The 14,344-nt window shown below is 70.0% G+C and carries 12 protein-coding genes; 8 read left to right on the forward strand and 4 right to left on the reverse strand.

The annotated features are described in order from the left end of the window. Nucleotides 1–12: 12 nt before the first annotated feature. The 5 genes from mgtA to IT184_11860 all read left to right on the forward strand — a co-directional run bounded on the left by mgtA (nucleotide 13) and on the right by IT184_11860 (nucleotide 6,207). On the forward strand, nucleotides 13–2,637 hold the full coding sequence (mgtA, locus tag IT184_11840; protein MCC7009496.1) for a magnesium-translocating P-type ATPase: 2,625 nt from the start codon (nucleotides 13–15) through the stop codon (nucleotides 2,635–2,637). Nucleotides 2,638–2,745: 108 nt separating this feature from the next. Further along, nucleotides 2,746–3,195: an SRPBCC family protein gene (locus IT184_11845; GenBank protein ID MCC7009497.1), complete on the forward strand. Its 450-nt coding sequence runs from the start codon at nucleotides 2,746–2,748 to the stop codon at nucleotides 3,193–3,195. A gap of 106 nt (nucleotides 3,196–3,301) precedes the next feature. Next, entirely contained in the window at nucleotides 3,302–3,655 is a 354-nt protein-coding gene (locus tag IT184_11850; protein ID MCC7009498.1) for a hypothetical protein, read from the forward strand. 288 nt (nucleotides 3,656–3,943) lie between these two features. After that, on the forward strand, nucleotides 3,944–5,020 hold the full coding sequence (gene galT / locus IT184_11855; GenBank protein MCC7009499.1) for a galactose-1-phosphate uridylyltransferase: 1,077 nt from the start codon (nucleotides 3,944–3,946) through the stop codon (nucleotides 5,018–5,020). A 95-nt stretch (nucleotides 5,021–5,115) separates the two neighbouring features. After that, nucleotides 5,116–6,207, forward strand: a complete 1,092-nt coding sequence (locus IT184_11860) for an AI-2E family transporter (GenBank protein MCC7009500.1) — start codon at nucleotides 5,116–5,118, stop codon at nucleotides 6,205–6,207. Nucleotides 6,208–6,212: 5 nt separating this feature from the next. Here IT184_11860 and IT184_11865 read toward each other — a convergent pair whose 3' ends face one another. The 3 genes from IT184_11865 to IT184_11875 all read right to left on the reverse strand — a co-directional run bounded on the left by IT184_11865 (nucleotide 6,213) and on the right by IT184_11875 (nucleotide 8,830). Next, nucleotides 6,213–7,124, reverse strand: a complete 912-nt coding sequence (locus IT184_11865; GenBank protein MCC7009501.1) for a hypothetical protein — start codon at nucleotides 7,122–7,124, stop codon at nucleotides 6,213–6,215. Nucleotides 7,125–7,358: 234 nt separating this feature from the next. Next, nucleotides 7,359–8,237 carry a fructosamine kinase family protein gene (locus IT184_11870; GenBank protein MCC7009502.1) on the reverse strand — a complete coding sequence of 293 codons (879 nt, stop codon included), beginning with the start codon at nucleotides 8,235–8,237 and terminating at the stop codon, nucleotides 7,359–7,361. Then, entirely contained in the window at nucleotides 8,237–8,830 is a 594-nt protein-coding gene (locus IT184_11875; protein ID MCC7009503.1) for a low molecular weight phosphotyrosine protein phosphatase, read from the reverse strand. Before IT184_11875 ends, IT184_11870 begins: the two co-directional genes overlap by 1 nt. Before the next feature lie 232 nt (nucleotides 8,831–9,062). Here IT184_11875 and IT184_11880 point away from each other — a divergent pair, with 232 nt between their 5' ends. Then, nucleotides 9,063–10,613: a sigma-70 family RNA polymerase sigma factor gene (locus IT184_11880; GenBank protein ID MCC7009504.1), complete on the forward strand. Its 1,551-nt coding sequence runs from the start codon at nucleotides 9,063–9,065 to the stop codon at nucleotides 10,611–10,613. 64 nt (nucleotides 10,614–10,677) lie between these two features. Next, nucleotides 10,678–12,177: a glycosyltransferase family 39 protein gene (locus IT184_11885; protein MCC7009505.1), complete on the forward strand. Its 1,500-nt coding sequence runs from the start codon at nucleotides 10,678–10,680 to the stop codon at nucleotides 12,175–12,177. Nucleotides 12,178–12,195: 18 nt separating this feature from the next. On the opposite strand, the gene IT184_11890 is transcribed toward IT184_11885, so the two are convergent. Continuing rightward, complete coding sequence (locus IT184_11890) at nucleotides 12,196–13,608, reverse strand: hypothetical protein (protein ID MCC7009506.1); 1,413 nt, start codon at nucleotides 13,606–13,608, stop codon at nucleotides 12,196–12,198. 121 nt (nucleotides 13,609–13,729) lie between these two features. Here IT184_11890 and IT184_11895 point away from each other — a divergent pair, with 121 nt between their 5' ends. Continuing rightward, complete coding sequence (locus IT184_11895) at nucleotides 13,730–14,344, forward strand: DUF305 domain-containing protein (GenBank protein MCC7009507.1); 615 nt, start codon at nucleotides 13,730–13,732, stop codon at nucleotides 14,342–14,344.

The raw sequence follows: 14,344 nt of genomic DNA on the forward strand, positions 1-14,344 counted from the left end.
CGGAGAGTCCAGGTGACGCAGGACGCGGCGCGCGCGCCTGTCGACGCGTGGCCGCGTCCCGCGGCGTACTGGTCGCTCGATCTCGCCGATCTCTTCGGCCGCTTCCAGTCCGGCCACGCCGGCCTGCCGGCCGCCGAGGCTGCGGATCGCCTCGAGGCGGTCGGCCCCAACGAGCTCCGAATCCGGCGAACGTTCACCCGCCTCCGCGTGCTCGCGCACCAGTGCGCGAGCCCGCTGCTGCTGCTCCTGGTGTTCGCGGCGCTCGCCTCGCTCGTCACGCGCGAGTGGTTCGATGCCGGCATCGTGCTGACGATCGTGCTCGCCACGGTCGGCATCGGCTACTCGCGCGAATACAGCGCCGCCGCCGCGGCCGCGGCGCTGCAATCGCGCCTGCAAGTGAAGGCGACGGTGGTGCGCGATCGTCGTCCCGTCACCTTGCTGCCGCAGCAGATCGTGCCGGGCGACGTCATCCTGCTCGCCGCCGGGAGCCTCGTGCCGGCGGACGCCGTCATCCTCGAGGCGGCGGACTTCTACGTGAGCGAAGCCGTCCTCACGGGCGAGAGCTTCCCCGTGCCCAAGCGGCCCGGCCGGCTCGATGCGCACACGGCGCTCGCGGAGCGGACCAACTGCGTGTTCCTCGGCACGAACGTCCGCAGCGGCACGGCCCGCTGTCTCGTGGTCGCCACCGGCGCCCGGACGGAGTTCGGCGCCATCGCCCGCCGGCTGACGCTCCGCCCTCCCGACACGGAGTTCGATCGCGGCATCCGGCGCTTCGGCTACCTGCTGACGAGCGCGATGCTCGTGATGGTGCTGCTCGTCTTCGTCGCGCACGTCGTCGCCGGCCGCCCGCCGATCGAGACGTTGCTCTTCGCCGTCGCGCTCGCCGTCGGGCTGAGCCCCGAGTTGCTGCCCGCCATCCTCGGCGTCAACCTGTCGCGCGGCGCCGCGACGATGGCCGCGCAGGGCGTGCTCGTCCGGCGGCTCAACGCCATCGAGAACCTGGGCAGCATGGACGTGCTGTGCACGGACAAGACCGGCACGCTGACCGAAGGCGTGGTCCAGCTCGACGGCGCGTACGATTCCATCGGCCGTGCCTCCGATCGCGTGCTGCACCTCGCGGCGATGAACGCCGCGCTGGAGACCGGCATCGCCAGCCCGCTGGACGATGCGATTACCGCGGCGCACCGGGTCGATTCCGATGGCTTCGAGAAGCTCGGCGAGGTGCCCTTCGATTTCGTCCGCAAGCGCGTGACCGTCATCGTTGCCGAGGGCGCCGGGGCGCTGCTCGTCACCAAGGGGGCCTTCGCGCAGGTGATCGAGGCGTGCGTCCGTGACGCAAACGGCGCGGCGCTCGGCGACGAGCAGCTCGCCTCATTGCAGCGCCAGTGCGACGACTGGACGACGCGCGGGATCCGCGTGCTCGGCGTGGCCACGCGCATCGTCGACCGGCGCGAGTCCTATCGGCGGGACGACGAGCGGGACATGGTGTTCGAGGGCTTCCTCACTTTCCTGGATCGGCCGAAGGACGGCGTGGCGAAGGCGCTCACCGACCTGAAGACGCTCGGCGTCTCGGTCAAGGTGATCACGGGCGACAGCCGCGCGGTCGCGCGGCACGTGGCCTCGCTCGTCGGCCTGCCGGCCGACGCCGTGCTCACCGGCCGTGAGCTCGACGACCTGCACGACGAGGCGCTGTGGCGCGAGGCCGAACGCACGGATCTCTTCGTGGAAGTGGATCCGAACCAGAAGGAGCGGATCATCCTTTCGCTGAAGAAGATGGGACACGTCGTCGGGTTCCTCGGCGACGGCGTCAACGATGCGCCCGCCATGCACGCGGCCGATACCAGCCTGTCGGTCGAGCAGGCGGTGGACGTCGCGCGCGAGGCCGCCGACTTCGTGCTGCTCGAGCGCGGTCTCGACGTGATCCGCCGTGGCATCGAGGAAGGCCGGCGCACGTTCGCCAACACGCTGAAGTACGTGCTCATCACCACGAGCGCGAACCTCGGCAACATGATCAGCATGGCGGCGGCATCGCTCGTGCTGCCGTTCCTGCCGCTCACGGCGGGGCAGATCCTGCTCAACAACTTCCTGTCGGACGTGCCGGCGATCGGGATCGCCGGCGACAGCGTGGATCCGGAGCTCGTCGACGCGCCGCGGCGCTGGGACATGCGCTTCATCGGCCGCTTCATGGTCGAGTTCGGGATCCTCAGCTCGATCTTCGATGCGCTCACGTTCGCGCTGCTGTGGTTCGTCTTCCGGGCCACGCCGGCGGCGTTCCGGACGACCTGGTTTCTCGAGTCGCTGCTGACCGAGCTCGCCGTCGCGCTCGTCATGCGGACGCGGCGCCCGTTCTTCCGTAGCCGGCCCGGCCGCCTTCTCCTTCTGTCCACCGCGGTGCTCATGGTCGGGGCGCTCGTCCTGCCATACCTCCCCCACAGCACGTCCTTCGGCTTCGTGCCTCTCCCGGCGCCGCTCGTCCTGACGGTCGCCGCGATCACGATGCTGTACGTCGTGGCGGCCGAGCTCCAGAAGGCCTGGTTCTACCGCCGCGAGGACCACCGGCGTGGGATATTCCCGCGCGGCGGCGGCAATTCCCCAGACGAAGTCGGGCCGGGCGCCGCCGTGCCGGCCGCCGGGTGAGCAGACGCGCGGCGTGCCGATGGCATTCAACCTGCCTTACTCGACGTCAGCCGTCCGGCCGGCGACCCAGCCCGGCACGGAGGCCAGGAGGACGTCGTCGTGGCGAACGTGAAAGTTTCCAAAGAGATCGGCGCGCCGGTGGACGTGGTGTTCCAGCGCTTCACCGACATCCAGCGTGGTCCGGAGCACGTATCGAACATCAAGAACGTGCAGGTGTTGACGCCCGGGCCGTTCGGTCTGCACACGCGCTGGCGCGAATCGCGCGAGGTGATCGGCAGGCTCGACGACGCGGAGATGGAAGTGACGTCGTTCGAGAAGAACCGGCACTACACGATCACGCATCAGAAGGCCGGCGTGAAGATCGATACGGTGTTCACGTTCGAGCCGATCCCGACGGGCACCCGCGTCAGCGTGGAGTTCGCGCTCCGCAACGAAGGGCTGCCGCCTGGCCTGCTGGCGCCGGTCGAATGGGCGATCGCCGGCAAGGTGCGCGACGTGCTGTCGAACGACCTCGCCGATCTGAAGTCGTCGGTCGAACGGCTGGCGGCCGCGAGCTGATGCACGCCACGCCACCCTCGGCGCCCGCGTCGCGGATGCCGGCAGAGCGAAGGCGCCCAGCCGCTGCGCGCCATAGTGGCGGCGGCTGGCGCGCCGGCACGCGACGATGACCCTGCACCTGACCATCGAGCCGCCCGACACGCTCGTCGTCCACCTGTCAGAGGGTCGCGAGGAGACGACCGTGGCGGTGTTCCCGTCGCAGGCGGGCGCCGACTCGCTGTTGCGGGCGCTCGACGATGCGGTGCGCGACGGTTACGGCGAGTGCTTCTGGCCGGGCGCCACCGGCGGACAGTACTGGTGGATCTTCAAGCGGGACGCGGAGTCGCTCCAGGTGATCGCGATGTGGACGCGCGGCGGCGCGTCGGCTTGGCAGCACGTCTTCCGCGCGACCGATGCCGCAGGCTGGATCGAGCAGCGCCTGAACGACGAGGTCAGGCGCCTCGGCCGCCGCGTGTCCTGACACGCCGCGCCAGCCGCAGCGCTGCGTCGTGAATCGGCGCGGAACGTGGAACGCGGTCCCCGTGCGAGCGCGACGTCGAGCGTGCCGGCCGCGACGCGTCCACGAGCGCAGCCCGGCGTCGCAAGTCCAAGAGCAACACGGCGCGAGAAGCAGCACGCTCCGAGCCAACCTGACGTCGGTCGCCCGACGCACAGGGCTGGCACGGCCTGCCATGCGTGCCTCGACGCTCGGCGCGCGCGGGCCACGCCTCCCTCGTGGATCGTGACTTGCTGCCTACCGTGCCGATCGATGTTTCGACGCGAACTTCGGAAGCCCGACGGCCGCGCACTGTGGCTCTACAGCCGCGATCCGATTCCCGAGCTGCCCGCGCCTGCGCCGTCCGGCGCTGGCGGCGGATCGCACCTGCGCTGGCATCCGCTTCGCGGTGAATGGGTGGCGTACGCCACCCATCGTCAGAACCGGACGTTCCTTCCGCCTGCCGAATACAATCCGCTGGCGCCGACAACGGATCCGCGAAACCCGACCGAGCTTCCGGCCGGGCCGTATGACGTCGCCGTCTTCGAGAATCTGTTCGCCACGCTCACCCGCCATCCAGGCGTGCCTCCGGAGACCATCGTACCGACCGCGCCGGGCTTCGGCGTGTGTGAAGTCGTCGTCTTCACGCAGGACCGCGACGCGACGCTCGGCACGCTGCCGCTCTGGCACCTCGAGCTCATCGTCGACGTGTGGGCCGATCGCACGGCGGCGCTCGGCGCGGTGCCGGGCGTGCAGTACGTGATGCCGTTCGAGAACAAGGGCGTCGAGGTTGGTGTGACGCTGCACCACCCGCACGGGCAGATCTACGCGTACCCGTTCGTTCCGCCGGTTCCCGCGAGAGAGCTGGCCGAGCAGCGGAGCTTCCATGCGGTCCACCACCGTGGGTTGCTCGACGATCACATCCGCCGCGAGTGCGACGACGGCCGCCGGATCCTTTACGTGAGCGACGAGGCGGTCGCGTTCGTTCCGGTGTGTGCACGCTACGCGTACGAAGTCTGGATTGCGCCGCGCCGCCCTGCGGCGTCGCTGCCGGATCTCACGCGCGGCGAGCGCCGCGAGCTCGCGCGGGCGCTCAAGACCGTGCTGTTGAAGTTCGATGGCTTGTGGAACCGGCCGTTTCCTTACGTGATGGCGTTCCACCAGGCGCCCACCGACGGCGAGCCGCATCCGGAGGCGCACGTTCACCTCGAGATCTACCCGCCGTACCGGATGCCGGGTCGTCTCAAGCACCTGGCGGGCAGCGAGATCGCCGCCGGCGTCTTCACGGCCGACACGCTCCCCGAACAGACGGCGGACGAGCTGCGGAAGGTGGCCGTGTCGATCGATTGAGCGTTCCGAGGCGAAGCCGCGATCGGCCCCCATTCGTGTTCAGCAGCGGCCCGGTCGCCCGCAGGCTTGGCACTGCGTTTGCGATGTGCCGGCACGTGGCCACCACCTCCGGCGCCCCGGTATCCCGGGCGCACCACAAACCGGCGACGCGGAACCGGCTCACCTTCGGCGCGCTGCTCACCATGACGGTGATCGGCGTGGCGCTGTCGCTCCTCGTCGTCAGCCCATTCCTGTCGGCGCTGACGTGGGCCTTCGCGTTGGCCGTTGTCGCTCATCCGCTGCACGAATGGATTCACCGGCGCATCGCGTCACCGAACCTCGCCGCCGGCATCAGCGTCGTGCTGGTCACGCTCATCCTGTTCCTGCCCGCGGCATTCGTGGTCTGGCGCGTGGGAGAGCAGGCGAGCGAAGGGTTCGACCAGATCCGGCAGCAGCTCGAGGGCGGCACGCTCCGCAGCCAGGCGGCGCGTGTGCCGTTCGGCGGGCGCTTCTACGACGCCTTGATCGGCCAGGGCGGCAAACAGAACGGCGAGGGCACGCTCGCGGCGAGCGTGCCGCAGCAGGCTGGTGCATGGCTGCAGGCTGCCATCGGGGCCGCCGTGCAGGGGCTCGTGGCGCTGTTCGTGCTCTTCTTCCTGTTCCGCGATCGGGCGCAAGTGCTCGGCACGGTTCGCAGCTACCTGCCGATGTCGGATCGCGAGGTGGACTACTTCCTCGCGCGGATCCGGAACATGACGCACGCGACGATCTACGGCAACGGCCTGACGTCGCTCTTGCAGGGCACGCTCGGCGGGATCATGTTCGCCGTGCTCGGCCTCGAGGGCGCCCTTCTGTGGGGCGTCGCGATGGCGCTGCTCTCGCTGATTCCGTCCGCCGGCGCGTTCGTGATCTGGCTGCCGGCGGCGGTCGTGCTCGCGTTCCAGGACGAATGGCTCAAGGCGGCGATTCTGGCCGGCTGGGGCGTGCTCGTGGTCGGGACGATCGACAACGTGCTCTATCCCGTGCTCGTCGGCAAGGAGATGAAGCTGCACGCGCTCGCGGTGTTCCTGTCGCTCGTCGGCGGGCTGTTCGTGTTCGGCGCGCCGGGCCTCGTCCTCGGCCCCGTCGTCGCCGCCGCGACGGTGGCGCTGCTCGACATCCTGAGGGCGAGGACGACGCGCCGCCGGTCGGCGGTCGAGCCGCGTTGAGGATCTCAGACGAGCGCTTGCTTGGCCGCGGCGACTTGGGCCTGCAGCGCATCGCGCGTCCGCGCCGCTTCCTGGGCGACGAGCTCAGCCTGTCGTGCGCGCTTCCGCTGCTCTTCGAGCGTCGTCCGCGTGCGCTCGAGGACGGCCTCGGCTCTGGCGCGGTCGTCTTCGGCGCGGCGCACCGCACGGTTGGCCTTCTCCACGGCCGCGAGTGCCTGGGCGGCTTTCCGGCCGGCCTCACGCCACTGGCGTTCGAGCGCCGCGATCTCGTGCCGCCGCTTGGCCTGGGCCGCCCGCGCGCTTGCTGGCGTCTCCGCGTCCGCGTGTGAGGTCCTTGGCCGCATCGGCAGCACCTTGGCCGGCGACCTCTGTGGCAGACGGCCACCCGCCATGAGCGCCGAGAGCGCCTCGAGTCCGGTGGGCTTGATCGGCCGCACCAGCCGTCCGTCGAGCGTCGTCCATGGCACCGTCTCGAGCGTTTCGCGCACGGCTTGCAGCGTCGCGGTCGACGCCGGCTGGTTGCTCTCTTCGAGGATGGCGCTCGCGTCGGCGACCGCACGGTCGATCGCCGCGCGATGTGCGCGCTCGGCCGCCTCGAGATCCGCTGCCGGTTTCCCAGAAAGCCGCCGGAGCTGCACATCGCGCACGCGCTCGGCTGCACGTGTCAGCCGTTCGAGCGTCGTCCGCCGCGTCCAGAACAAGCGGTTCACCGTCCATGCCGAGAGCGTCGGTTTCTGCAGCCCGTTGACGACAGAAGCCTTGGCCGGCTGCTGCTGAGCCAGGGCCCGCCGCCGGGCGACGAAGTCGGCCAACGGCGCCTGATAGAGCTGGTCCACCGCGTCGTCGAAACTGGCCATCGCCGAATGGTAGTCCTGCAACGAGCACGTGCGAGCAAGGCCGCCGTGAGGTTTCTTCATGTCGTGCATGTAGGAAACGCTGGCGTCACTGCCGGCGGGACGGCCCTTGAACATCGAGCGCGATGAAGCAGGTCGCGCAGAGCGCACGGCGCGGAACTTGCCTTTGGGTTCGCGAAGGTCAAGGCGATGCCCGATTCGACGTTCGTGATTTCGACCGTGCTGGCCCTCGCCATGTGGGGCAGCGGGAAGTTGATCATCCTCGCGATGAGAAGGTAGGCGGCATCCCGCCTCGTCCTACGAGAAGCGGCTGGCAATCGACAGCGCGTCGCTCAGATAGCTCCCGCCGAACAGGTTGACGTGGTTGAGCACGTGATACAGCCGGTAGAGCGGGCTTCGTTCGCGCCAGCCCGACTCCAGCGGGAAGGCGTCGTCATACGCGTCGTAGACGCGTGCGGAGAACCCGCCGAACCATCCCATCATCCCCAGCTCTGCTTCGCGATGGCCGAAGTAGGCAGCCGGATCGAGCAGCGCCGGCTGCCCACCGATCGTGATGTGCAGGTTGCCGGCCCAGAGATCGCCGTGGACGAGCGAGGGGCCTTCGGCCGGTTCGGTCAACCACGCGTCGAGGCGGGCGACGACGCGATCGAGGCGCGCCGCGGTGTCGGAATCCAGCAGGCCGGCATCGCGAGCCAGTCGTACCTGATAGCCGAGGCGCGCGGTTCGGTAGAAGTCGATCCACGAGTCCCTCCACGCGTTGGGCTGGAGCGTGCTGCCGCAGTAGTTGTCGGCGGCGAAGCCGTAGCGAGCGGCCGTGGTCTGGTGGAGCTCGGCGAGGCCGCGGCCGATGCGGACGTCTGTGTCGCGGTCCCGTTCGGCGGGCGGCAAGTGCTCGAGCAGCAGGAACGGCGTCGCCTCGTCGCCAACGGCGATCACGCGTGGAACGAGGAGAGAGGCGCCGCTCTCGGCCAGCGCCAGCAGTCCTTCGGCCTCTGCCTGGAAGAAGCGCGGCGGCGGCTCGGGATGCGACTTCAGCACGAAGCTGCCGGCGGACGTTTCGAGCCGTTCGAGACGGTTGATCGAACCGCCGGAGAGCGGCGACCGGTGCGTGATGGTCACCGGACCGCCCGCATGGCGAGCGAGCGCGGCCGCCAGCGCCGCGCCGAGCAGCCTCATCAGCCGGGACCGCGCGGGCCTCGCGCTCTGCCACCGCCCGGGAGGCTCACGGCGTCAGGCGCGCCCGTCTCGGGCGACGATTCGGCTGCCGTTTCGGCCCGAGTTGGACCAGTGTCCGGAACCCCGGGCAGGCCGGCCAACGTCTCAAGCAGTACCCGGCTCGTGCGCGTGACGATGTCGAGCACCTCGTCGAAGCCGTCAGGTCCGCCGTAATAGGGATCGGGCACGTCGGCGCCGGCGTCCTCGGGATCGAAATCCCGGAACAAGCGAACCTGGGCGCGATGGCGAGCGGGAGCTCTCTCCGCGAGGACGCGCAGGTTCTGCTGGTCCATCGCGAGGATGTAGTCGAAGCGCTCGAAGTCGCCGGCCTCGATCTGACGGGCGACGCTCGCGAGGGCGAGGCCCCGCCGCGCGGCGGCCAGGCGCATGCGCTCGTCGGCCGGCTCGCCGACGTGCCACCGGCCGGTGCCGGCCGAGTCGATCTCGAATTCGGCCGTGCGGCCGGCCAATTCGATGGCATGCGCGAACGCCGCCTCTGCCGCAGGCGACCGGCAGATGTTGCCGAGGCAGACGAAGAGCACCCGGGTTGGCATGCCGCATTATCCCGGCGCGGGCGCGCCCTCGGCAACGGACACGGCCGGGGACGCATGCCGGGCGTCAATGCTTATGCGGGGCTTATGCGGGTCCTGGAGCGCTGAACGTGGTGGGGCGACGACGCGGCACCGCTTTGGCACCGGAATCTCGCACGGCCGAAACCCCGAACGCCCCGCCGGTGTCAGAACGTACGGGCACAAGCACGGGGTTGCCACCTTCAGGCACGACATCATGAAACGAACTGCGACGCTGAAACAGCCCTGGGAAGACACGGACACGAACGCGCAGGTGCTGGGCTGGCGAGCCCGGCCCGCGGTCGCGCTCGACCCGTTCGACGGTGACGACGAGCTGGACGAGCACGCGGCGCCACCGGACGATGCCGGTGAGCTGCAGGCCGGCCACGACTTCGACGACGACGCCTCCGACGAGGAGCCGGCGATCGAGGAGACGACGCCGGTATCGGCGGCCGACGCCGACCTCGTGCGCGTCTACCTCCAGCAGATCGGACGCCGGCCCCTGCTGACGAAAGACCAGGAGCAGGAGCTCGGCCGGCGCATGGAAGTCATCCGTCTCGACCTGCTGCACGTGCTGGCGGCCTTGCCCTGGGGGCGTGCCTCGCTGCTGCAGCGCGCGGCGGACCTGCGCGAAGGGCGCATTCGTCCGGAAGATCTGCTGTTGCTGCCCGACGGCGCACCGCTCACGCGCCGCCGGATCTCCCCGATGCTCGAGCGTTTCGTCGAGCTCCAGCGGCTGCATCGCCGAATCGACACCCTGCGTGTGACGGGCACTCGGAAGCCTGGCCGTCCCGCGTCTCGTGCCGGCGCGAAGCGTCAGGATCCGATCGCGCGGCTGACGCAGAAGGCGGCAGCTCTGCTCGGCAGCCTTCCGATTCGGCCGTCGGTGATCGACGAGCTGGTCGCCGGCGCCGAGGAGATCCGCCATCGCGCCGAGATCGCCGAGCGGCTGCCGGCCGGCCCGGACCGTACGAGGGCGCTCAAGGCCGTCGAAGCTGAAACCGGCTTGCCGTCAACGGCGCTCCGGCCCCTTGCCCACGCACTGCGCCAGCGGCAGCAGACGCTGCTCGACACGAAAGCCGAGTTCCTCGAGTCGAACCTGCGGCTCGTCGTCTCGGTGGCGCGCAAGCACGCGAACCGCGGGCTGTCCATGCTCGACCTGATTCAGGAAGGCAACATGGGCCTGATGAAGGCCGTCGACCGGTTTCAGTACCGGCGCGGGTTCAAGTTCTCGACGTACGCGACGTGGTGGGTGCGTCAGGCGATGACCCGGGCGATCGCCGACTACGGGCGGACGATTCGGCTTCCGGTACACGTCACCGAGTCGCTCAACCAGCTCAATCGCGAGCGCCGCGCGCTCAGCGCGGACCTCGGCCGCGAGCCGCAGCCGTGGGAGCTGGCCGAGAAGATGAAGATGCCGATCGAGAAGGTGCGCCTGCTCCTCGAGGCGTCCCGCCCGCCGTCGTCGCTGCACGCGCCGATCGGCGACGAAGACTCGGAGCTCGGCGACATCATTCCCGACCACTCGGTGCTGTCGCCCGAGGACTCCGCGATGAGCGGCGAGGTTGCCGAGCAGGTGGAGCAGGCCATGTCCGCGCTGAACGATCGCGAGCGGGAAGTGCTGCGCCTGCGCTACGGTCTCGGCACCGACCACGAGCACACGCTCGGCGAGATCGGCCGCCGGCTCGACCTGAGCCGCGAGCGCGTCCGGCAGATCGAGGCCAACGCGATGGCCAAGATCCGCTCGAAGCGCGGGCGCGCCGCCTGACACGCGGCCGGCGTCGCGGCTGCGACGCCCGGTGACGTACAATCCGGCGCGAGCGTCGCGCCGCATGATCACTCCTGACAGCGAGCGCCCGATCGCGGCGCTCGGCACGGCACGGCAGCGCCTGATCTCCGTATCGCGCCTGCTGGTCCTCGCAGGCGGCCTCGCCTATCTCGCGCTCCTGGCGGTGCTGATTGCGCTGCGCGTGCGCTATCCGTTCGAGCTCGAATGGCTCGAGGGCGCGATGGTCGATCACGTCCGCGTGATCCTCGATGGCCGGCCGCTGTACGGCCGGCCGACGATCGAGTTCATCCCGTTGACGTACACGCCGGGCTACGTCTACGCCGCGGCGCTCCTGAGCAAGGTGATGGGCGTCGGGTTTCTGCCGCTGCGGCTGATCTCGATCGCCTCGACGGCTGGCCTGCTCGTGCTGGTCGGGGCGATCGTCGGCCGTGCCACGGGCGACCGGCATGCAGCCGTGCTCTCGGCCGGGCTCGCGGCGTCGATGTACGGCCGGACGTCGGGCTGGTACGATCTGGCGCGCAACGACGCGCTGTTTCTGTGTCTGGCGCTGCTCGCCGTGTACCTGCTGCGCCGCGCCTCGCTTGCGGCGGCGCTCTCCGCCGGCGTGCTCATCTCGCTGTCGTTTCTCACGAAGCAGACCGGCCTGATCGTCGCCGTGCCGTTGGCCTGCTGGTGCGCGCTCCGGAGCTGGCGCGTGTTCGCGGCGTTCGTCGCGCCCGTGGTCGTGATCGTCGCCGGCAGCACGATCTGGTTCGAGCACGTCTTCGACGGCTGGTATCTCTACTACGTCTACGCCGTGCCCAAGCAGCATCCGGTCGCGCGCGAAGCGCTGGTCGGTTTCTGGCGCTACGACGTCTTCGGCGTGCTGCCGCTCGCGTGCCTCGGCGCCGCGGCGTATCTCGCGAGCGCGTGGCGATCGCGCGATCGTCTCTTCTACGCGTTCGCCGCCGCCGGCCTCTTCGGAGGGGCCTGGGCGTCGCGGTTGCACTCGTTGAGCTTCGTGAACGTCGTGCTGCCCGCCTACGTCGCGACGGCCATCCTGTTCGGGCTCGCGAAGCACGACCTCACGCGCCGTGCATCGACGATCGCGTCGCCGCGCGCGCGAATGGCGTCGCTGCTCGCGCTCGAAGGCGCCTGTCTCGTGCAGCTCGCGATGGTGATCTACGCGCCCGGCCGGCTGGTGCCCACGGCCGCCGACGTCGCCGCGGGCCAGGAGTTCGTGCGGCGGCTCGCGGCGGTGCCGGAGCCCGTGTTCGTGCCGTTTCATGGCTATCTTCCGTCGCTGGCCGGCAAGAAGACGTTCGCACATGCCGTCGTTCTCGGTGACACGGTGCGCGGCGGCACGACCGGCGTGGAGTCCTCGCTGGCGGCCGAACTGCGCAGCGCGCTCGAGGGCGGCGGGTTCCTGTCGGTGGTGAAGACCGACTCGCGCACGCCGATGGACGAGTGGCTCGGGATCGAGCCGGCCTGGGCGCCCGCCACCGAGCTCACGTCCAGGCGGTCGCCGTTCTGGCGGCCCGAATGGCTGTACGTCCGGCGGTGAGCATCGGGCTGGCCGTCCTCAGCTCACGGCGAAGTCGAGCAGGTACGCGTGCGCGAGCACGATCAGCGCCGCGAGCAGCGCGAACACGACCTGACCGGCCAGGCGTGAGTGGCGCGCGATCCACCGCCAGCCCGTCACGGCATAGACGACGTAGACCGGCAGCAGGAAGAGGATGTACTTCGTCTTCAGCGCCCACGTCTCCTGCGCGGTGAACCATGCGATGTACGCGGCCCACGTCGCGAACCACAGCGCGGTGAGCGGCCACGCGGCGCGCCGGGCCAGCACGAGGAACATGCCCGGGATGGCGAGCGCGCCAGGCACGAGTCCGAGCAGCAGGACGGCCAGTGCGAGCGACGGGTTCAGTGTCTTGTGCGGATAGGGCTGGCGGTAGAAGCCGTGCCGGCTCGGATCGCTGAACATCGTCATGTCGCCCCACGCCATCGCGTGGAGCGTCGTCCAGACGCTCCGGTAGAAGCTCACGTCCGTCAGATGGCCCGGCGGAATCCTCCCGTGGACGAGATCCGAGAGCTCGTGGAGCCGAAGCGATCCGAAGTCATAGAGCCGCCAGGTGGGCCGTCCCTCGAGCGCGAACCCCTGCTGGGCCGAGCCGTTCGCCTTGAAGATCTCGCCGTACCGAACGTAGTTGCGGACGTACGGGCCGGCTCCCACCAGCAGCGCGACTGCCAGGAACAGTGCGGCGCGTGAGACGAGCCGCCGCCGATCGCGAGTCACCGCCACGTGCGGCAGCATGGTCGCCATGACGGTGATGGGCGCGACGAGCCCGCTGTACTTCGTGTCGCAGGCGAGACCCGCGAGCGCTCCGAGCCGAACCGCCTCGAAACGGCTCGATCCGTCCACGTGGTCGAAGAACACGAGCGCGTAGTAGAGGAACGCGATGAGGATGGCCGTCAGCACGATGTCGGCTTCGATCCCGTAGGCGCTGATGAAGAGGCACGGCAGCGCGAGCACGAGCGCCGTGGCGACGATGAGCTCGCGTCCGCTGAGTTGGAAGAACCGGAAGATCCGGTAGCAGTAGTACGTCGCGACGCTCGCCGCAACGAGCGCGATGAGCGCCACCACACGAAGCGCGGGATCGTCGAAGCCTCCCGGCCCATCCATCCAGCGCTTCGCCAGGGCGTACACCGGCCACCCGATCAACGTGAGCAGCGGCGGGTGATAGCACGCCCAGCAGTCCGTCGATGCGGGCAGCGATCCGATGGCGTAGGCGCGCTGGATCGCCTGGTGGTAGAAATCGAAGACGTAGCCGTAGGTCGTCGGCGAGCGTACGACCAGCGTGATCCGCAGCGCGGCGGCGACGGCGACAAGGCCAAGGAGCACGCGGCGGGTGGAGGGATCCATCGGGTGGCGTGGGTCGTCTTGGCTGAGCGCGTCCGGCACGTCGAGGTTCCCGGATGTTATCGCGACGGCCATCGGTTGGTCCTCGCCCGTCGGGCGGCGGGAACGAGGCGACTTGGGGCAGAATGTGCCCCAGGGTCGAGGCAGCCATGCCAACGTGCTCGCGCATTCCGGTTTCGCGTCTGCGGGTGTCCTGATGCGCGCGCTGACGTCTGCGGCGGGGTTGGCGGTCGCGATGACCCTCCGTCTGGCCGCCGCGCCGCAGGTCGTCCAGCCCGGCGCGCCCGGTGAGCCGTCGCGTCAGGTGTCGGCGGACGCCGCGACGGCTGCCATCGCGCCCAGCCCGGCCGACGTGCAGTTCATGCAGACGATGATCGCGCACCATGCGCAGGCGCTCGAGATGACGGCGCTGGCGCGGGCGCGCACGGCCGACGACGCGTTCCTGTCGATGATCGCCAGGATCGACACGTCGCAGCGCGACGAGATCCGGACGATGAACGAGTGGCTTCGCGCGAACGGCGCGCCGGCGTCCGATCCCCACGCGCACCACGGCGCCGATCCGCCGCTCATGCCCGGGATGCTCACGCCGGCGGAGATGGGCCGGCTGGCAGCGGCGCGCGGCGCCGAGTTCGAGCGCCTGTTCCTCGAGCTCATGATCAAGCACCACCTGGGCGCGCTCGTGATGGTGAAGGAGCTGTTCGGTCGGCCGGGCGGCGGCTCCGCGCCTGACGTGTTCTCGTTCGCCGCCGACGTGGACGGCGATCAGCGCATGGAGATCGATCGCCTGCGCGCGATGCTGGCGCGCCGCTGA

This window comes from Acidobacteriota bacterium (assembly GCA_020853395.1).
In the GTDB taxonomy this organism is placed as follows: Bacteria; Acidobacteriota; Vicinamibacteria; order Vicinamibacterales; family SCN-69-37; genus JADYYY01.

Bases quoted from the DNA above. Each gene is read 5' to 3' on its own strand.
- IT184_11850 (MCC7009498.1), top strand. From the start codon at position 3,302: ATGACCCTGCACCTGACCATCGAGCCGCCCGACACGCTCGTCGTCCAC.
- galT (MCC7009499.1), top strand. From the start codon at position 3,944: ATGTTTCGACGCGAACTTCGGAAGCCCGACGGCCGCGCACTGTGGCTC.
- IT184_11865 (MCC7009501.1), bottom strand. From the start codon at position 7,124: ATGAAGAAACCTCACGGCGGCCTTGCTCGCACGTGCTCGTTGCAGGAC.
- IT184_11870 (MCC7009502.1), bottom strand. From the start codon at position 8,237: ATGAGGCTGCTCGGCGCGGCGCTGGCGGCCGCGCTCGCTCGCCATGCG.
- IT184_11875 (MCC7009503.1), bottom strand. From the start codon at position 8,830: ATGCCAACCCGGGTGCTCTTCGTCTGCCTCGGCAACATCTGCCGGTCG.
- IT184_11880 (MCC7009504.1), top strand. From the start codon at position 9,063: ATGAAACGAACTGCGACGCTGAAACAGCCCTGGGAAGACACGGACACG.
- IT184_11885 (MCC7009505.1), top strand. From the start codon at position 10,678: ATGATCACTCCTGACAGCGAGCGCCCGATCGCGGCGCTCGGCACGGCA.
- IT184_11890 (MCC7009506.1), bottom strand. From the start codon at position 13,608: ATGGCCGTCGCGATAACATCCGGGAACCTCGACGTGCCGGACGCGCTC.
- IT184_11895 (MCC7009507.1), top strand. From the start codon at position 13,730: ATGCGCGCGCTGACGTCTGCGGCGGGGTTGGCGGTCGCGATGACCCTC.